Genomic DNA, 19,550 nt, shown 5'->3' on the forward strand with positions numbered 1-19,550 from the left:
GCGGGGAATGGAAGACGGCTGCTTCCGGAAACTTCCCGCGCCGGTATTACCCGGATCGGGTGCAAAGGGTCTCTCTCAGCCTCGCCGCCCCGGCGTGAAAGTCATGCCGGCTGTGGGCGAAGCACCCCTGTTTCGTCGCAGGTCATTAGACCATAAAAGGCGCGGCACCCGCAAACCAGCGCTCCGGCGTCGCTGCCGCGATTTTGATCTGGCACGGTCCATCGTGAAGCCTGTGCGATGCGGGCCGGCGCTCTGGCACAATGCCGTGACCGGTGCCGCAAAAACGCGGCGCGCGCGGCGCTCCTGGCCGCATGCGTGGCGGCGGCACCTGAGCGGACCTCGACCGCGAAAATTAATTTTCGCTTAAGGGCGTCACGCCAGAATCGGGCGCCCGTCCGGACTCGCGTTCATCGAGCGCGATGGCGCGATGTCCGGCCAGGTATCGCAGACCCGCCCCAGCGGCGGCCCCGCAAAGGGGGCGGCTGTTCGCGGGATCGCCCGACATGGGTCAACCAGATCGGACCCGCACGCCGCCGCGGCAGTTCGGGCCAGCACTTCATCCAGACGCTCATGACACCACATACTTCTGCCAGCCCCGCGCTGCCGCCCGACGAAAAGGTCTCCGCCTGGAGCCTGATCAAGCCTTACTGGGTATCCGAGGAACGAGGCATCGCGTGGACGCTGCTCGTCGCGATCATCGTGATGAACCTGCTCGTCGTCTGGATCAACGTACGCCTGAATCGCTGGAGCGCGGATTTCTACAACGCGCTGCAGGCGAAGAACGTCCACGACTTCCCGCACCTGCTGATGATTTTCACCGGGCTCGCGTTCGGTTTCATCATCCTCGCGGTGTATGGGCGATATCTCCGTCAGATGCTCGGCTTCCGCTGGCGTCAGTGGTTGACCACGCGCTACCTGAACGACTGGCTCAACGACAGCGCGTTTTACCGCATCGAGCGAGACCGCCTCGCCGACAACCCCGACCAGCGGATCAGCGACGACCTGCAGTCGTTCGCGACCACCACGCTGTCGCTGACGCTCGATCTGCTGTCCACCGTGGTCACGCTCGTGTCGTTCATCACGATCCTGTGGTCGCTCGCGGGCGCGCTGAGCATTTCGCTCGGCGGCATGCCGCTGCACATCCCCGGCTACATGGTGTGGGCTGCAGCGCTGTATGCGGTGGTTGGCTCGCTCGTCACGCAGAAGGTCGGTCATCCGCTCGTGTCGATCAACTATCAGGCGCAGAAGGTCGAGGCGGATTTCCGTTTCGGCCTGATCCGGCTGCGTGAGAACGCCGAGCAGATCGCGTTCTACAACGGCATGGACACCGAGAAGACGAACGCGCGCACGCTGTTCGGCCGCATCCGCGACAACTGGTGGCAAGTGATGAAGTACACGAAGCGCCTGACCTTCGTGCTGAGCTTCTACGGCCAGATCGCGATCATTTTCCCGATCGTCGTCGCCGCACCGCGCTACTTCGCGGGCGCGTTCACGTTCGGTGTGCTGATGCAGATTTCGAGCGCATTCGGCACCGTCAGCGATTCGTTCTCATGGTTCATCAATAGTTATACGAGCCTCGTCGAATGGCGCGCGACCGTGAACCGGTTGCGTGAATTCAAGCGCGTCGTGCATTCGCCGCGTCTGAAGGAATCGGTGTCGCCGGCCACCGAACATGGTGGCATCAACCTGCACTTCGTCGACTCGAACACGCTCACGACCGATAGCCTCAAGCTCGCGCTGCCGAACGGCAATCCGCTGTCGCGCATCCGCGATATCGCGATCCGGCCGGGCTCGCGCTGGCTCGTGCGCGGTCCGTCGGGCGCCGGCAAGAGCACGCTGATGCGCGCGCTCGCGGGCCTGTGGCCGTTTGGCGATGGCTCGATCGACGCGCCGGTCAACGCGCGCATGATGTTCATCCCGCAGGTCAGCTACATGCCGATCGGCACACTGAAGGCGGCGCTCGCGTACCCGTCGGCGGCAGACACCTATAGCGACGACGAATGCCGCGACGCGCTCGTCATCTGCCATCTGTCGGAATACGCGGATCGTCTGCGGGAATCGGCGCACTGGACCCGCGTGCTGTCGCCGGGCGAGCAGCAGCGTTTCGCCGCCGCACGCGTGCTGCTGCACAAGCCCGACTACCTGTTCCTCGACGAAGCGACCAGCGCGCTCGATGCGGAAAACGAGGCGCGGCTCTATCGCCTGTTCACGGAGCGGCTGCCCAAGGCGGCGATCGTCAGCGTAGCGCATCGCGAATCTCTCGCGGCGTTCCATGACGAAACGCTGGACGTCGAGCGCTCGGCCGAAGCGGTAGCGGCATAAGCGACGCGAGCGGCGCCGACGCGACGCCGCTCGGTTGAGCATCTGCAGTGCGCCGACAACCACTCGGCGCAACATCCGGAAAGACACGAGAAGAGTTTGAAAGCATTTGCGAAGCGGGCAAGCTGTTCCGCGCTTTGAAAAAGCCTGCGGGCAGCGACGATAGTCGTACGGGCCGCGCCATGCGCCGGCCTTCGTTGATGTCAGTCACGTCTTTCATCGCAACCGCTCTTCGGACTCCTCGCCCATGTCATTCGCTCGCCGTTTTTTACCTTCGCTCCCGTCTTCGCTCCCGCGCATCGCGCTCGCCTGCGGCGCGGCGCTGCTGCTCACGAACGCCGTCGATGCCGCGCAAACGGCCGAGACCAACCAGCCCGCCGACATCTGCGCCGCGCTCACCCACATCGTCGATGCAAGCGATTTCCGGCAACTGCCGGGTGAGACTGCCGCGCAACTGCCGGGCGTCTCCCAGGCCGACGATTGCCGCGTCAGCCCGCACGCGTACGACTGCCACTGGCGCGCGCACTGGCAAGCCGACGGCGTCGTCAACGATCCGCTCGAAGAACTCGGCGCCGACATCGCCGCCTGCTTTCCGCGCGTCGTGCACGACGTCAACACACCGGTGCGCCAGCATTTCATCGTGACCACCGACGCGCGGCGCGTGAACGTCACCGCAAGCGTGCAAGGTCAGAACGAATTGCGACTGCGCGTCACGCGCTGAGCGCGCGGCCGTCGTTGCTGTTGATGACCCATCGTTCTTTGTGACCGCCATCGGGCCCTGCCTCATGACCTCGTCGCCGACCGTTCGTGTGTCCGCTGATTCGCGGGCTTTTCGGGCCTCGGATGCTTCGTGCGTTGCCCATACCTCACAGTCCACGAGCGTCGCGGGCAGCGCGCCGGCGGCAACCAGGCGATCGCGCCTCGGCCCGATCGCCGCACTGATATCGCGGCGTCGTTGCGCGCGCGCCGCCCTCGTCACGCTCGCCGCAACGCTGACGCTCGCGCTCGACGGCTGCGCATGGACGCTGATCCAGGCCGCCGACGCCACCGGCTCGGTGATCCAGGCGGGCTACGCGATCGCGTCGAACTACTCGTCGCCGACCTTCGTGAACGGCCGGCCCGCGAATGTGCAGCAGGTATGCATCGAGGTGAACCCGACGGTGTCGGTCGGCGATTTCGTGCCGGCGTTGCAGCTGGCGCTCGACCGGCGCGGCATTCGTTCGGACGTCTACAATCCGGGCACCTCGCCCGCCGGCTGCGAGGCACGGCTCGTCTACAACGCCGCGATCGACTACGGTCGCCGCTCGTTCAGCGACGAAACGATCCAGTACCTGTCGATCATCGATCTGACGCTGATCCAGAGCGGCCGCATTCTCGTTACCGCGCGCTATCAGACCGGCGGCCTGAACACCGACCGCTTCTCATCGGCCGCGGTAAAGCTCGGCGGCCTGATCGAGCGGATGGTCGTCGATCGGACCGATTTTGCGCGGCATCCGCCGCAGACGCTGCAAACCTCACAGGCCTTCCCGCCGACCAACTGAGTACCCGCAGCCTGGGTTTTGCTTGCGCTGCCTTACACGGGAAAGGATTGGAAAGCGGCATGCGCTTTGCGCGGCCCGCGCGCATCATTAAGATGACCTGAATGAACCAGACCATCCTCATCGTCGATGACGATCCCGTCGTACGCGACCTCGTCAGCGGATATCTGCACGGGCGCGGCTTCAAGGTCGCCACGCTCGACAATGGCTTGGCGTTGCAGCGCAGATTGCAGCAGGAGCGTCCTGCGCTCGTCGTGCTCGACATCATGATGCCGGAGCTTGACGGCATCAGCGCGCTGCGCGCCTTGCGTGTTGCCGGCGACGACATTCCTGTCATCCTGCTGACCGCGCGCGCCGATACGATCGATCGCGTGATCGGCCTCGAACTCGGCGCCGATGATTATCTCGGCAAGCCGTTCGAACCGAGCGAACTCGTCGCGCGGATTCGCACCGTGCTGCGCCGTCGCGGCTCGATTGCGCCGGGCGCGCCCGAGCAGCGCGCGCCCTATCATTTCGGCCGCTTCGAAGTGAACTTCCCCGCGCGCGAGCTGCGCCGCGACGGCGAGCGCATCACGTTGCGTTCAAGCGAATTCGCGATGCTGAAGATATTCGTCACGCACGCGATGACCGTGCTCACACGCGCGCAGCTGCTCGAAAAGCTGCACGGCAATAGCGAAGCGCACCGCAATCGCAGCCTCGACGTGTCGATCTGGCGTTTGCGCCGGCTGATCGAAGTGGACCCGTCGGAACCGCGTTACGTGCAGACGGTGTGGGGACGCGGTTATGTGTTCGTGCCGGACGGCGAGATCGGCGCGGCCGAGCGCGGGCTTGCGCCGTCGCTCGGCTAGCGGCGCGGATCGACCGAGGCCAGTCGACGCAACCTACGCGTCGCACATGACGCGCAGCGCGCCGTTGTGCGCACCGCGCTGGCGCAACCGACGGTCAAAACGTCAGCACGCTCAGAAACATCCTCTGCAGCCAGCCCATCGTCGTCGCATCGTTCACCATGCCGATGCCCGCCTGTTCGATGCGCGCGTTCGCGACCTTGCTCGATGAGACGTAGTTGCCTGCTTCGATATCCTTAGGATTGACGATACCCGACAGCCGCAGACGGTCGCGGTTACCGCTCATCGAGATCACCTTCTCGCCCGACACCACGAGATTGCCGCCCGACACCGTGCCGATCACGGTCACGGCGAGCGTGCCGGTCATGTCGCTGTTGTCGCTCAGATTGCCCTGCCCCTTGTAGTCGGTGCTGGCCGTGCCGATGTTGAACAGTTTCGCGAGCCGCGCGGCGGCACTGGTCGACTGGTCCGCGGCGGTCGCGGTGATGCTGCTCGCGCGGCTCGCCGATGCATTCGCGCTGTTGTTGCCGCTGTACGATTCCGACAACCGGATCGTCAGCACGTCGCCGATATGCTGTGCGCGCGGCGTCTCATACAGCAACAGCGGCGCGCCGGCCTGATAGATCGCGCCTTGCGTGTTGACGTTCAACGGCGCGGACACGAGCGGCGGCGCCATCGGCGTTTCGACGATCGACTTGGTCTGCGTGCTCGAACAGGCCGCGAGACAACTCGCGGCGCCGAGCGCGAGGGTGAAACGTAGCGCAGTCATGCGGGCTCCGTGGCGAGAAAGTTGAAATGGAGTTGAAGCGCGGCGGCGCTTGCCAGACACCACCTGGTTTCGCCGTTGGGATTGCACAGATAGCGAGACATGCCAATCAATCGTCAACCCGCGTCGGCGCCGCTCGCCTGCCATTGCCGCACGACCGCTTTCATCCAGGCATCCGAGCCCTTCAGCAGATACGTGAGCGTGCCGTTGCGGGTACCCGGCAAAAAGCACAGCGTGATCGAACTCACCGCGTTCTCCCAGACGTACATCGGCATCGCGCCCGGCGCGGCGGCGTTGCGTGTCGCGAGACGCGGCGGCCCGTAACGGTCCTCGAGCATGTCGCGCAGATCCTCGGCGGTCAGCTCGTCGATCACGAACGACATCTCATAGAGACGCAACGCGCCCTGCCCGTCGATGCGCGTGAAGCGCAACACATGATCGAGCGCCGGAGTGCCATCGACCACCGCCTGCGACACTGCCCAGCGCTCGTCATCGCGATGCGCCCAGCGGCACGCGACGCTCAGGCTATCGTGCGACTTCAGCCGCATGCCGAGCGTACCGGCCTGCACGTCCGTCTCACAGATCGGCACGCTGCCGACCGGCGTCGCGCGCACCGTCGCGCCCGCGCGGAATTCATCGATCGTGATGCCGAGCGCGATGCCGCGAAAGGAAAACGGCGCGTCCGGCGCGTGCCGGCGCGTGTCGGTGACAACGCTATTCGATGCCACGCCGGCCGCCGTCGCATTGCGCGCGATGGGCTGGGCGTGCGCGGCGCCCGACAGCACACTGCCGAGCAGCATCAATGCACATACCGTCCGGGTGAGCGTCATGATTCAATCGATCGCGGAAGCGCACATGTCGAAAGGCGTCGCCGCCGCATGGCCGACGACCGGCAAAACTTTCAGGGTCGCCGCTGTGACCCGGCACGGCAGCGCCGCGGCGCCGCAGCCACCGAGCGACAACAGCAGCGCGCCGAAAACGAGCCACGCCACGGCGCGCCGCGCATGCTCAGGAGTTCTTGATAACGGCACGCGGACCTCGTCGGCTCACGCCGTGGTGTTGACCAGATGGCCGACGAGTCCCGTCCCCGCCGCTGGCTGCGTCGGTTGCGCGAGCGCGGCGCTCTGCAGCGATTTCACCGCGGCGCCGAAGGAGCCTGAACTGGAGGCCTTCTCCGTGGCCGGCGTATTCGCCAGCGTGGAGACAGGCGTGGAACTGAGCGTATTGCGGATCGTCATGATGGGCCTCGCGAAGGCGCGCTTTGCGCACCGGAATCGGTTGAACGCTACGCGCCGTCGCCCGAGGCTGCGGGCCTCATTCGGCGTGCGGCGCGACGTGCTGCGGGTTGAATCATCGCGCCGCGCAATTGCCGACGATGGGCGAAGCAAAGCACGCTTTCGCGCAGTTGTTACGAATCGTTCCGCGCGCTTGCAAGTGCTTTCCTGCGCTTGCCAACTATTGCCATCGCGTGCCGGTTGTTGCAGATAGCGAGGCCAGGCAGTGCTAAAGTAAGCGCTAAACTTTCGTCGATCTGCCCCCCGACGCGAGCCCGCCAGCGGCGCACGGCACACAGTAAGCGTTGGTAAGGAAATGCCCGGTCGCGCGTCGGGCGCGCCAGTCTAGAATTTCGCCATGAATCCACAGGTCCTCATCGTCGACGACGATCCGGTCGTACGCGATCTGCTTTGCAAGTTTCTGCAGTCGAACGGCTTCGATGCGTCCGTGCTGCACGACGGCACCCATTTGCAGCGTCGCCTCGAGCGCGAACGGCCGTCGGTCGTCGTGCTCGACATCATGATGCCGAACACCGACGGCCTGCGCGCGCTCACTGCGTTGCGCGCCGCCGGCGACGACATCCCGGTGATCTTCGTGACCGCGCGCGGCACGGTGGCTGACCGCATCGTCGGTCTGTCGCTCGGCGCGGACGACTACCTGACCAAGCCGTTCGATCCACGCGAGCTGCTCGTGCGCATCCAGACCGTGCTGCGCCGGCGCGGGCCGTCCACCACAAGCGCGCCCGAAGCACGCAAGCGCTATCGCTTCGGTCCGTTCGAACTCGACTTCGCCACGCGCTCGCTGACCCGCGACGACGCCAAGCTGCCGCTACGCGACAGCGAATTCGCGCTGCTGAAGATCTTCGTCAACAACCCGTACAAGGTGCTGTCGCGCGTGCTGATTCACGATCTCGTGCATCGCGACAACCTCGCATTCCGCGACCGTAGCCTCGACGTGCCAATCTGGCGCCTGCGCCGCGTGATCGAGGACGACCCGTCCAATCCGTGCTACGTGCAAACGGTGCGCGGCAAAGGCTACGTGTTCGTACCCGACGCCAGCGGCACGGCCTTCGAGGAAGAGGCCGCCCCGAGCGCATGAAAAATCCGCTGAACACGCTATTCGGCAGAATGGCGTTGCTGTCGGCGGCGGTGCTGTTCGCGATTCAGGCGAGCTGGTTCGTGCTGGTGACGATGCAGCCGCCGCGCCATGAAGCCGACGGCTTCGCGCGCGGCATTCTGCTCGTGCTGCAAGCGATCAACGGTGAGCCGTTCAAGGGCGCCGCGATCCCGCCCGCGATGCGCGTGCATCTGGTGCCCACCTGGAACATGCCGACCAGCGTGCATCTGCGCGAGCCGCAGGAGCGGATGGTGGTCGAGCTGAGCCGGCATCTGCGCGAGAACCTGCCGGCCGGCACGCAGATCGCCGTCGACGATCTGCATCCGCCGCAGCTGTGGGTGCTGTTTCCGGGCAGATCGAACTGGGTCGTCGTGCCGGTCGACGTACCGCCGACGCCGCGCTTCCTGACCGAATCGGTCTCGATGCTGGTCGCCGGGCTGATCCTGTCGTTGTTCGCGGTGTGGCAGATGCAACGACCGCTGTCGCGTGTCGCCGACGCCTCGCGCGCGTTCGGCGCGGGCGGCCGGCCCGAGCCCGTGCCGGTGCAGGGCCCGCGCGAGCTGCGCGATCTGATCGGCTCGTTCAACGACATGATGCGGCGCCTGAACGAAGCCGGCGACGACCAGGCGGTGATGCTTGCCGGTGTCGCGCACGATCTGAAGGCACCGCTCACGCGCCTGAAACTGCGTGCAAGCGTGCTGGTCGACGAAAACGAGCGCGCAGGCCTGATCCGCGACGTCGACTCCCTGACCAACATCGTCCAGCAGTTCCTCGAATTCGCGGGCCAATCGGCGGACGCCGGACCGCCCGTCGAAGTCGATGAGTTTTTGCGCGAGCAATTTTTCTCGGGCGATGACGCGCAAGCCGCTGAAGTTGCGGAATTCCCCGAAGCCGCCGAAGCCGCTGAAACCCCGCTCTTCGCGCTCGATCTGAGCGCCGGCCCCTCGTTCACACTGCCGCGCACGCTGCTCGACCGGCTCGTGACGAACCTGGTCGACAACGCGCTCGAACACGGCATGCCGCCAGTGGAAATTTCAACCGCGCGCAACGACGGTCACTGGACGATCAGCGTGCGCGACCACGGCCCCGGCATTCCCGACGACCGCATCGCCGCGGCGATGAAGCCGTTCGTGCGGCTCGACGCCGCGCGCGGTGGCGAAGGCCATTGCGGGCTCGGTCTCGCGATCGTCGCGCGGCTCGCGCAACATCGCGGCGGACGCTGCCTCGTGCGCAATCACACGGGGGGCGGGCTCGAAGTACGGATCGAATTGCCGGCGGACCCGGCGCTGTCGTGAGGATGCGCGCAGCCGATGGTCCGCGGACCGGGGCACTTTCCGGCCCTTACCGCACCGACTACTTCGCGGGCCGCGACCTTATAGTCACCCTTGGCAACCTCGATGCCGCCCTTCTCGGTCCGTCCACCCCCTGTGGCGGACTTTTTTTTTGCGCTGTCGCAACGTCCGCAAAGCGCGACAGCGAAGCGCATCAATGCACGAGCCGATCGCGCAGCGCGTCGACCGTCGCCGTAGCAAGACCGAGGCCTCGCGTCAGGTAGCTTGCCATCGTGCCGTAGCTCGCCTGCACCTGGTTGAAGCCCGCCTGCAGATAATTCTCGTCGACGTTGAGCAACGGCGCCCTGGCCGTCGCGATGGCCTCGCCTTCCTGCGCGCGCAGCGCGGTGGTTTGAGCGGCGATCGATGGCGCGAGATAGACGTTGCTCAGCAGATAGTCCTGCATGATCACGTCGAGTGGCACGTTGGCGATGCTGAGCAGGAGGGCCGCGACCCAGCCCGCGCGATCCTTGCCCGCGGTCGAATGGAACAGCTGCGCACCCGTGCCGTTGGCGAGCGCGCCGAGCAACGCGCCATACGCGGCTCGCTGCGCGGCGCCCGTCACATACGCGCGCGCCTGCGCCTGCATGAACGCGACGGCGTCTGCCGGTGTATCGAACGGGGGTGCGACGAAGTCGTTGGTGCCGAGCACGTTCAGCGTGGAGGATGTCGCGCCGGCCGGCAGTACGTCGGCGCTGCGCGAGATTTCTGCGGGCGTGCGCAGGTCGTAGACCGACACGATGCCGAGCTTGTCGAGGGTCGCGGCGTCCTTGCCACTCAGCGTCAGCGCGTTCGCGCGATAGAACACGCCGCGCCGCATCTGCTTGCCGTCGACGGTCAGATAGCCGGCGCCCGCGCCGCCGACATCGCGGAAATTGCTGACCGACATGAGGCGCGGCGTCTCCGGCTGATCCGCTTCGAGACTGCCGCCGCACGCGGACAGCAGCGTGCTGCCGAAACCTGCTGCCAGCACCGCACCCGCCGAGCCCCTCAGAAAGCGCCGCCGCTGCGCCGACGGTTCGCCCAGCATGCCGCGCGCCGCGGGCACGGTCGTGCTCGCAAGGGCGCGGAAAGGCGAACGGTTTTTCGCGGTAACGTGCATCGGGGGCGCCAGGTGTCTAGGAGTAAGAGGATGGGGCAGCCGGGGCCGCAGGCGCAGTTTAACGGTCGCCAATAACTTTTGCGTTACATCGTAGGGCTTAGTAAGAAAAAAAGAGGTACGGTTCAGCCTCATCCATGCCGCTCTAATGGGGCCGCGACGGCGCGCGAGCACGCGAGGCACGTGATTCCTGGCTCCGCGCGCATGTGCCACTGATTTCCATTCGTTTGCGTTACCTTAGCGGCTGTTACCGTACCGATGCCATTTTTTCCCCCAACCCGCCGCATGATGCCGCATCCTCGTAGAATACGGACACCCCACCATCGAGCCCCCGCAGGCAAAAGAAACCTGGAGACCCGAAGGGCAAAGCGCTCGCGGCGAGCCGCCGCGCCGTGTGAGATCGTCTGAAACCGCAGTTCCACAATCATGAAAACGATCGTTCTCGGCGGCGGCGTGATCGGCGTCGCCACTGCTTTTTATCTGTCACAGCAAGGCTGCGACGTGACGGTGATCGAGCGCGAACCCGACGTCGCCTTGTCCACGAGTTTCGGGAACGCCGGCGTGATCGCGCCGGGCTACGTGACGCCGTGGGCCGCCCCCGGCATGCCGACGAAAATCCTCAGGTACCTGTTCAAGCCTACCTCGCCGTTGATCTTCCGACCCACGCTCGATCCGGCCCAATGGCGCTGGATTGCGCGCTGGCTGCGCGAGTGCAACCTCGAACGCTTTAGCGTGAACAAGCAGCGGATGCAGCGCATCGCGTACTACAGTCGCGCGTGCCTGCATGAATTCCGCGGCCGTCATCCGTTCGACTACGGCCGCAGCCAAGGCTATCTGCAGCTGTTTCGCAGCGAGTACGACGTCGAGCTCGCGCAGCCGGCGCTCGCGGTGCTGCGTGACGCGGGCATCACGCATCGCGAAGTCAGCGCCGCGCAATGCGTGGAGATCGAACCGGGCCTGCGCTGGGCACGTCAGGCGCCGTTTTCCGGCCTCTATCTGCCCGACGACGAAGCCGGTGACTGTGCGCGCTTCACTCGCGAGCTGCGCGCGATCTGCGAGCGCAATGGTGTGAGCTTTCGCTTCGACACACGCGTCAAATCGCTCGATGTCGAGGATGCGACCGTGCGCGGCGTGCGTATTCAAAGCGAGCACGGTGCACAGACGCTGCCGGCCGACGCGGTGGTCGTCGCGCTCGGGGTCGATAGCGCCGCGCTGCTCGCGCCGCTCGGCGTCAAGGTGCCGCTCTATCCGGTGAAGGGCTATTCCGCGACGCTGCCCGTGATCGACGAAGAAAAAGCGCCGCGCGCGGCGCTGATGGACGAGTCGCTGAAGACTGCGATCACGCGCTTCGGCAACAACCTGCGCATCGCGGGGACGGCGGAGCTCGGTAATCGCCAGACGACGCTGCGCGAGCAAGCGTTGCAAACGCTGCTGACGGTGCTGCGCGACTGGTTTCCGCACGCCGCCAATGCGACTTCCGCGCACTTCTGGGTCGGCCGCCGGCCGATGACGCCCGATGGCGCGCCGCTGCTCGGTCCATGCAACATCGACAACTTATGGCTGAACCTCGGGCACGGCTCGACGGGTTGGGCGATGTCGATGGGCTCGGGGCGGGTGGTTGCGGATCTGATCACGCAACGCAAGCCGGAGATTGATCTCGATGGGTTGACGCTCGCGCGCTATCGCAAATGAGCCGGACATAACGTCCCGCGACCACGCAAAAGAAAACCGGGCTCCCCCTTTCAGGCGAGCCCGGTTTCTTTTTTCACTGCATCGCTTTACCGCTATCGACGCCCTTCATGGGGCGCCTTGTCGTCTCCACGTCTTCCTGCAAATCGAGGCCGGCGCACGGTCCGGAACAACCCGCGCACACCGGCTGAAGACGTTTAACGCGGTAGTTCCGATTGCCCCATCAGGAACGCATCGACCGAACGCGCGCACTGACGTCCTTCGCGGATCGCCCACACCACGAGCGACTGGCCACGACGCATGTCGCCCGCCGTGAACACCTTGTCCACCGACGTGTAGTACGCCTTGTCACCCTCGGTCGCGGCGCGCACGTTGCCGCGCGCATCCTTGTCGACGCCGAACGCTTCGAGCACCGGCGACACCGGCTGCGTAAAGCCCATCGCGAGCAGCACGAGGTCGGCCTTCATTTCGAATTCGGAGTTCGGCACTTCGACCATCCTGCCGTCCTTCCATTCGACGCGCGCGGCGATCAGCTTCTCGACCTTGCCGTTCTTGCCTTCGAGGCGCTTGGTCGCGACCGCCCAATCGCGCTCGCAGCCTTCCTCATGCGACGACGACGTGCGCAGCTTGATCGGCCAGTACGGCCACACGAGCGGCTTGTTCTCTTCTTCCGGCGGCTGCGGCAGCAGTTCGAACTGCGTGACGCTTTTCGCGCCATGGCGGTTCGACGTGCCCACGCAGTCCGAACCGGTATCGCCACCGCCGATCACGACGACGTGCTTGCCCTTCGCGACGAGCTGGTTCGGCACCTTGTCGCCGGCGTTGACCTTGTTCTGCTGCGGCAGGAATTCCATCGCGTAGTACACGCCTTCGAGCTCGCGGCCCGGTACCGGCAGATCGCGCGGCGTTTCCGAACCACCGGCGATCACGACCGCGTCGAACTGTTCGTTCAGCTCGGCCGGCGTGATGGTTTCCCTCGCCGTGTTGCCGATGTGCGCGGGCAACGAGTCCGGCTTGCCGATGAACACGTTGGTGCGGAACGTCACGCCTTCTGCTTCCATCTGGCGCATGCGGCGGTCGATCTGCCACTTCTCCAGCTTGAAGTCGGGGATGCCGTAACGCAACAGGCCGCCGATGCGGTCGTTCTTCTCGAACACGGTCACGTCATGACCGGCGCGCGCGAGTTGCTGCGCAGCCGCGAGACCCGCAGGGCCCGAGCCGACCACGGCGACCTTCTTGCCGGTCTTGTGCTTCGGCGTTTGCGGCGCGACCCAGCCTTCGGTCCAGGCTTTGTCGATGATCGCGTGCTCGATCGACTTGATGCCGACCGGGTCGTCGTTGATGCCGAGCGTGCAGGCCGCTTCGCACGGCGCCGGGCAGATGCGGCCCGTGAACTCGGGGAAGTTGTTGGTCGAATGCAGCACTTCGATCGCGTTCTTCCAGTCCTGACGGAACACCAGGTCGTTGAAGTCCGGGATGATGTTGTTGACCGGGCAGCCGTTGTTGCAGAACGGGATGCCGCAGTCCATGCAACGTGCGCCTTGAATCTTCGCTTCGTCGTCGCTCAGTGCCGCGACGAATTCCTTGTAGTGCTTCACACGCGTGAGCGGAGCCTCGTACGTCTCGTGGCGACGTTCGAACTCGAGAAAACCGGTTGCCTTGCCCATGTGGTTCTCTTCTCTATCTGTATCTAGGGGTAATCTGGACCCGCCGCGCTTCGATTGATCGGAACGCGGCGGGTACGTCTGAATGTGACTTCCGTGAAGGCGGCTCAGGCGGCGAGCACTTCGCTATTCGCCTTCTTCGCGGCGAGTTCGCCGAGCGCGCGCTTGTATTCGGTCGGGAACACCTTCACGAACTGACGGCGGGCCGCGTCCCAGTTTTCGAGCAGAGCCTTCGCACGCGGCGAGCCCGTGAACTGGAAGTGACGCTCGATGAGCCCCTTGAGCAGCGCTTCGTCGGTCGTGCCGTGATGCCACACGCCCTTGTCGACCGTGCGCTCCTGTTCGGCCTGTTGCAGCACCGGGTCGAGCGCGACCATCGACTTGTTGCACTTGCTCCCGAACGTACCGTCCGGGTCGAACACGTACGCGACGCCGCCCGACATACCAGCCGCGAAGTTACGGCCCGTCTCGCCGAGCACGACCACCGTGCCGCCCGTCATGTATTCGCAACCGTGATCGCCCGTGCCTTCGACAACCGCCGTCGCGCCCGAGTTACGCACGCAGAAACGCTCGCCCGCAACGCCGCGGAAGAACGCTTCACCGTCGATCGCGCCGTACATCACCGTGTTGCCGCAGATGATGTTCTCTTCCGACTTGCCGCGGAAATCGTTGGTCGGACGGATGATGATGCGGCCGCCCGACAGGCCCTTGCCGACGTAGTCGTTACCGTCGCCGACCAGATCCAGCGTGATGCCCTTCGCGAGGAACGCGCCGAAGCTCTGACCCGCCGTGCCCTTCAGCTGGATGTGGATCGCGTCGTCAGCGAGACCTTCGTGGCCGTACTTCTTCGCGATCGTGCCCGACAGCATCGCGCCGACCGTGCGGTTCACGTTGCGCACCGGCTGGATGAACGACACGTGCTCGCCCTTATCGATCGCGGCCTTCGCCTTCTCGATCAGCGTGTGGTCGAGCGCGCGGTCGAGGCCGTGATCCTGCACGTCGACGTGCTTGCGCGCGACTTCAGCCGGCACTTGCGGCTGATAGAACACGCGCGAGAAGTCGAGACCCTTCGCCTTCCAGTGCTCGATGCCCTTCTTCGTGTCGAGCAACTCCGCGCGGCCGATCAGGTCGTCGAACTTGCGGATACCGAGTTGCGCCATGATTTCGCGCGCTTCTTCCGCGACGAAGAAGAAGAAGTTCACGACGTGTTCCGGCTGGCCGCTGAACTTCGCACGCAGGACCGGGTCTTGCGTCGCGACGCCGACCGGGCACGTGTTCAGATGGCACTTGCGCATCATGATGCAGCCTTCGACGACGAGCGGCGCCGTCGCGAAGCCGAACTCGTCCGCACCGAGCAGCGCGCCGATCACGACGTCGCGGCCGGTCTTCATCTGACCGTCGGCCTGCACGCGGATACGGCCGCGCAGCCGGTTCAGCACGAGCGTCTGCTGCGTTTCGGCGAGACCGAGTTCCCACGGCGTGCCCGCGTGCTTGATCGACGACAGCGGCGACGCGCCCGTGCCGCCGTCATGACCGGCGATCACGACGTGATCGGCCTTCGCCTTCGCGACACCCGCGGCAACCGTACCGACGCCCGACTCCGACACGAGCTTCACCGAGATGCTCGACGACGCGTTCACGTTCTTCAGATCGTGAATCAGCTGCGCCAGGTCTTCGATCGAGTAGATGTCGTGGTGCGGCGGCGGCGAAATCAGGCCGACGCCCGGCACCGAGTAACGCAGCTTGCCGATGTAGTCCGACACCTTGTGGCCCGGCAGCTGACCGCCTTCACCCGGCTTCGCGCCCTGCGCCATCTTGATCTGGATCTGGTCGGCCGACGCGAGGTACTCCGCCGTCACGCCGAAGCGGCCCGACGCGACCTGCTTGATGCGCGAGCGCAGCGAATCGCCTTCCTTGAGCGGAATGTCGACGACCACTTCGTCGCCGATCACGGACTTCATCGAGTCGCCGTTCCTGATCGGAATGCCGCGCAGCTCGTTGCGATAACGGTTCGCGTCTTCACCACCTTCGCCGGTGTTCGACTTGCCGCCGATGCGGTTCATCGCGACGGCGAGTGTGGCGTGTGCTTCGGTGCTGATCGAGCCCATCGACATTGCGCCGGTCGCGAAACGCTTGACGATTTCCTTCGCCGGTTCGACTTCGTCGAGCGGGATCGCCTTGGTCGGATCGAACTTGAACTCGAACAGGCCGCGGAAGGTCATGTGGCGCTTGGTCTGATCGTTGATCAGATGCGCGTATTCCTTGTACGTCTGGTACGAGTTGCTGCGCGCCGAGTGCTGCAGCTTGGCGATCGCATCCGGCGTCCACATATGCTCTTCGCCGCGCACGCGGTACGCGTACTCGCCGCCCGCGTCGAGCATGTTCGCGAGGACCGGGTTGTCGCCGAACGCGTCGCGGTGCAGACGGATCGCTTCTTCCGCGACGTCGAACAGACCGATGCCGCCCACCTTCGACGACGTGCCGTGGAAGTACTTCGACACGAGGTCCTCGGCAAGACCGACCGCTTCGAAAATCTGCGCGCCGGTGTACGACATGTACGTCGAAATGCCCATCTTCGACATGACCTTCTGCAGGCCCTTGCCGACTGCCTTCGTGAAGTTATAGACCGCCTTCTCCGCCGACAGGTCGCCCTTCAGGCCGGCTGCGAGCTGGCTGAGCGTTTCCATCGCGAGGTACGGGTGCACGGCTTCCGCGCCATAGCCCGCGAGCAGCGCGAAGTGGTGCGTTTCACGCGCCGAACCAGTTTCGACGACGAGACCCGTGCTCGTGCGCAGACCCTGCTGCACGAGGTGCGTATGGATTGCCGCCGTAGCGAGCAGCGCCGGAATCGCGACGTTGTCGCGGTCGGTCTTGCGGTCCGACACGATCAGCATGTTGTAGCCGGACTTGACCGCATCGACGGCTTCCGCGCACAGCGACGCGAGGCGCGCTTCGATGCCTTCCTTGCCCCAGGCGACCGGATAGCAGATGTTCAGTTCGTACGAGCTGAACTTGCCGCCGGTGTACTGATCGATCGCGCGGATCTTCGCGATGTCCTTGAAGTCGAGCACCGGCTGCGACACTTCGAGACGCATCGGCGGGTTGATGTTGTTCGTGTCGAGCAGGTTCGGCTTCGGGCCGATGAACGACACGAGCGACATCACCATGTTTTCACGGATCGGGTCGATCGGCGGGTTCGTGACCTGCGCGAACAGCTGCTTGAAGTAGTGGTAGAGCGTCTTGTTCTTGTTGGACATGACCGCGAGCGGCGAGTCGTTGCCCATCGAGCCGACGGCTTCCTCGCCCGCTTGCGCCATCGGCGCCATCAGGAACTTCAGGTCTTCCTGCGTATAGCCGAACGCCTGCTGGCGATCCAGCAGGGCGGCGGCTTCGCGGCGCTCCGTCACGACGTCCTCGGCCTTCGCCTCGATCTCGTCGAGTTTGATGCGCACAGCGTCGATCCAGCTCTTGTACGGCTTGGCGTTCGCGAGGTTGTCCTTCAGTTCCTTGTCGTCGATGATGCGGCCGTGCTCCATGTCGATCAGGAACATCTTGCCCGGCTGCAGACGCCACTTCTTGACGATCTTCGACTCGGGAATCGGCAGCGTGCCGGCTTCCGACGCCATGATGACGAGGTCGTCGTCGGTGACGACGTAGCGCGCCGGACGCAGACCGTTACGGTCGAGGGTCGCGCCGATCTGGCGACCGTCGGTGAACGCGATCGCGGCGGGGCCGTCCCACGGCTCCATCATGGCGGCGTGGTATTCGTAGAACGCGCGGCGGTTCTCGTCCATCAGCGTGTGCTGTTCCCAGGCTTCCGGGATCATCATCATCATTGCGTGGACGAGCGGGTAGCCTGCCATCACCAGCAGTTCAAGACAGTTGTCGAACGATGCGGTGTCCGATTGGCCCGGATAGATCAGCGGCCACAGCTTCGGCAGATCGTCGCCGAGCACGTGCGAGGCGATCGCGCCGGTACGCGCGTTCAGCCAGTTGACGTTGCCCTTCACCGTGTTGATTTCGCCGTTGTGGGCGATCATGCGGTACGGGTGAGCCAGCTCCCATGCCGGGAACGTGTTGGTCGAGAAGCGCTGGTGCACGAGCGCGAGCGCCGAGATGGTGCGCTCGTCCTGCAGGTCGCGGTAATACACGCCGACCTGGCCCGCGAGCAGCAGCCCCTTGTAGACGACGGTGCGCGCCGACATCGACGGCACGAAGTATTCCTTGCCGTGCTTGAGCTTGAGCGCCTGGATGCGGTGGCTCGCGGTCTTGCGGATCACGTACAGCTTCCGCTCGAGCGCGTCGGTCACCATGATGTCCTTGCCGCGGCCGATGAAGATCTGGCGGATCAGCGGCTCGCTCGCCTTCACGGTCGGCGAGATCGGCATGGCGTGGTCGACCGGCACGTCGCGCCAGCCGAGCACGACCTGGCCTTCGGCCTTCACCGTGCGCTCGAGCTCCTGCTCACAGGCGATACGCGATGCATGCTCCTTCGGCAGAAAAATCATGCCGACGCCGTATTCGCCAGCCGGCGGCAGCGTCACGCCTTGCCGCGCCATCTCTTCGCGATAGAAGCCGTCCGGAATCTGGATCAGGATGCCCGCGCCGTCGCCCATCAGCGGATCGGCGCCGACGGCGCCCCGGTGGTCGAGGTTCTCGAGAATCTTCAGGCCTTGCTGGACGATTTCGTGACTCTTCTGGCCCTTGATATGAGCGACGAAGCCGACGCCGCAGGCGTCATGCTCGTTCTGCGGGTCGTACAGACCTTGGGCGGCGGGAACCGGGTGAATCGGTTGCTGGTGGTCGTTCATGGGGACACCGTCTGTGAGGAGGCCGGACAGGCCGTTAAACCATTGTTTTTTTGCCGCAGCGCGCCTGGCGACCGCGACGGCGCTCTTCTCGCAGCAATGCCGCGCGGGTCGAAAAGCGTCGGAAATCGGAATATACGCGACGAATCAATGAAATAGCAAATAAAACGTGGTGATCAGGCACCAATTATCAAATTGGTGCACCGCGGCTATTTTTTATTGGTGCCATATCATTTTGAGGCGAAAGAAAACGACATACGAAATGCCGTTTTCATATAGCCCCTTGATGCAAAACACTTTATTCGGATTTAAAGCGACTCTATCGGCGACGCCATCGCGCTGCCTCGCCGCCGCCTCACTGCGTATGCGGTGTCTCGCGCACCTTGCGAGGCCGGCCACGCGGCAGCGGCGACACACGCCGGTTCGCGGCGCGCGCCGCCCATTCGCGGTAAGTGTCGCTGCCAAGCACCCAGCCCTTTAACGTGGCTTGCTGGAGCTGACTCGCTTCGCGCTCGTCGAGCGGCTGCTCGCACAGTTCGCGATAAGCGCGCTGCCGCTCGAACGGCGTATTGCCGAGTGACCAGTAGAGGGGGTGATCGGTAATCAGGCTATCGAGGGTAAGGCCGATGTGATGACGATAGCTCGACCAGCGATAATCTTCCGCCGCGCTGACGAGTTGCGCGCGGACTGGACACATTTCGACGACGCGGCTCGCGAGCAGGAAGTAGCGCTCGCCTTCGATCACCGTAGCCCGGTAGCGGCCTTCCCACAATGTGCCGCGGCGCGCATAGCGCCGGTTGAAGTGCGCGACGTAGCGCCGCCCGACGGCCTGCATCGCCTTGGGCAAGCTCGACTCCTCGGTCGGCGTGACGAGCAGTTGCACGGCGCCCGGCATCAAGGCGTAAGCGTGGATCGAGAGGTGATGGTCCCGGGAAGCCGCCTTCAGACAGTCGATGAAAAGCTCGTAGTCCTGGTCGTCGACGAAGGCGGGCTGCTGGTCGAGCCCGCGGAGGATGACGTGCTGCGGCTGGTCGGGGACATAAAGACGTGCAAGCCGTGCCATGCTGGAGTGTCCATTAGTCGCGTTGGTATATACCCGA

At 64.9% G+C, this 19,550-nt stretch carries 15 protein-coding genes and 1 riboswitch; of the genes, 7 read left to right on the top strand and 8 right to left on the bottom strand.

The features are described from left to right. Positions 1-15: 15 nt before the first annotated feature. Positions 16-139, bottom strand: a riboswitch (TPP riboswitch). 431 nt (positions 140-570) lie between these two features. The 4 genes from L0U81_RS14335 to L0U81_RS14350 all read left to right on the top strand — a co-directional run bounded on the left by L0U81_RS14335 (position 571) and on the right by L0U81_RS14350 (position 4,705). Beyond that, positions 571-2,322, top strand: a complete 1,752-nt coding sequence (locus tag L0U81_RS14335) for an ABC transporter ATP-binding protein/permease (protein WP_233803678.1) — start codon at positions 571-573, stop codon at positions 2,320-2,322. A 244-nt stretch (positions 2,323-2,566) separates the two neighbouring features. Further along, entirely contained in the window at positions 2,567-3,040 is a 474-nt protein-coding gene (locus L0U81_RS14340) for a hypothetical protein (protein ID WP_233803680.1), read from the top strand. 220 nt (positions 3,041-3,260) lie between these two features. Next, positions 3,261-3,860, top strand: a complete 600-nt coding sequence (locus L0U81_RS14345) for a hypothetical protein (protein ID WP_233804339.1) — start codon at positions 3,261-3,263, stop codon at positions 3,858-3,860. 101 nt (positions 3,861-3,961) lie between these two features. Then, complete coding sequence (locus L0U81_RS14350; RefSeq protein ID WP_233803682.1) at positions 3,962-4,705, top strand: response regulator; 744 nt, start codon at positions 3,962-3,964, stop codon at positions 4,703-4,705. Positions 4,706-4,799: 94 nt separating this feature from the next. Here the strand turns inward: L0U81_RS14350 and L0U81_RS14355 are convergent, their stop codons facing one another. From L0U81_RS14355 to L0U81_RS14370, 4 genes are all read right to left on the bottom strand, one after another. Then, complete coding sequence (locus L0U81_RS14355) at positions 4,800-5,471, bottom strand: flagellar basal body L-ring protein FlgH (protein ID WP_233803684.1); 672 nt, start codon at positions 5,469-5,471, stop codon at positions 4,800-4,802. A gap of 113 nt (positions 5,472-5,584) precedes the next feature. After that, positions 5,585-6,298: a hypothetical protein gene (locus tag L0U81_RS14360; protein WP_233803686.1), complete on the bottom strand. Its 714-nt coding sequence runs from the start codon at positions 6,296-6,298 to the stop codon at positions 5,585-5,587. A 3-nt stretch (positions 6,299-6,301) separates the two neighbouring features. After that, a complete protein-coding gene (locus L0U81_RS14365) occupies positions 6,302-6,499 on the bottom strand; it encodes a DUF6726 family protein (RefSeq protein ID WP_233803688.1) in 198 nt (65 codons plus the stop codon). A 15-nt stretch (positions 6,500-6,514) separates the two neighbouring features. Beyond that, positions 6,515-6,706, bottom strand: coding sequence for a hypothetical protein (locus tag L0U81_RS14370; RefSeq protein ID WP_233803690.1), 192 nt, complete (start codon positions 6,704-6,706; stop codon positions 6,515-6,517). A 394-nt stretch (positions 6,707-7,100) separates the two neighbouring features. On the opposite strand from L0U81_RS14370, the gene L0U81_RS14375 reads away from it, so the two are divergent. Beyond that, the gene (locus L0U81_RS14375; protein WP_233803692.1) at positions 7,101-7,841 is read left to right on the top strand and encodes a response regulator; all 741 of its coding nucleotides are present in this window, start codon (positions 7,101-7,103) and stop codon (positions 7,839-7,841) included. Beyond that, the gene (locus L0U81_RS14380; protein WP_233803694.1) at positions 7,838-9,154 is read left to right on the top strand and encodes an ATP-binding protein; all 1,317 of its coding nucleotides are present in this window, start codon (positions 7,838-7,840) and stop codon (positions 9,152-9,154) included. The genes L0U81_RS14375 and L0U81_RS14380 overlap by 4 nt, the downstream gene beginning before the upstream one ends. A gap of 190 nt (positions 9,155-9,344) precedes the next feature. On the opposite strand, the gene L0U81_RS14385 is transcribed toward L0U81_RS14380, so the two are convergent. Next, on the bottom strand, positions 9,345-10,292 hold the full coding sequence (locus tag L0U81_RS14385) for a tyrosine-protein phosphatase (RefSeq protein WP_442793409.1): 948 nt from the start codon (positions 10,290-10,292) through the stop codon (positions 9,345-9,347). Positions 10,293-10,715: 423 nt separating this feature from the next. On the opposite strand from L0U81_RS14385, the gene L0U81_RS14390 reads away from it, so the two are divergent. Beyond that, on the top strand, positions 10,716-11,981 hold the full coding sequence (locus L0U81_RS14390; protein ID WP_233803696.1) for a D-amino acid dehydrogenase: 1,266 nt from the start codon (positions 10,716-10,718) through the stop codon (positions 11,979-11,981). Positions 11,982-12,175: 194 nt separating this feature from the next. Here the strand turns inward: L0U81_RS14390 and L0U81_RS14395 are convergent, their stop codons facing one another. The 3 genes from L0U81_RS14395 to L0U81_RS14405 form a co-directional block, all read right to left on the bottom strand. After that, positions 12,176-13,645, bottom strand: a complete 1,470-nt coding sequence (locus L0U81_RS14395; RefSeq protein WP_233803698.1) for a glutamate synthase subunit beta — start codon at positions 13,643-13,645, stop codon at positions 12,176-12,178. A gap of 104 nt (positions 13,646-13,749) precedes the next feature. Then, entirely contained in the window at positions 13,750-18,453 is a 4,704-nt protein-coding gene (locus L0U81_RS14400; RefSeq protein ID WP_233803700.1) for a glutamate synthase-related protein, read from the bottom strand. Between the two features lie 352 nt (positions 18,454-18,805). Beyond that, a complete protein-coding gene (locus L0U81_RS14405; RefSeq protein WP_008922076.1) occupies positions 18,806-19,513 on the bottom strand; it encodes a transposase in 708 nt (235 codons plus the stop codon). Positions 19,514-19,550 lie beyond the last annotated feature (37 nt).

The organism is Paraburkholderia sp. HP33-1 (assembly GCF_021390595.1).
Classification (GTDB): Bacteria; Pseudomonadota; Gammaproteobacteria; order Burkholderiales; family Burkholderiaceae; genus Paraburkholderia.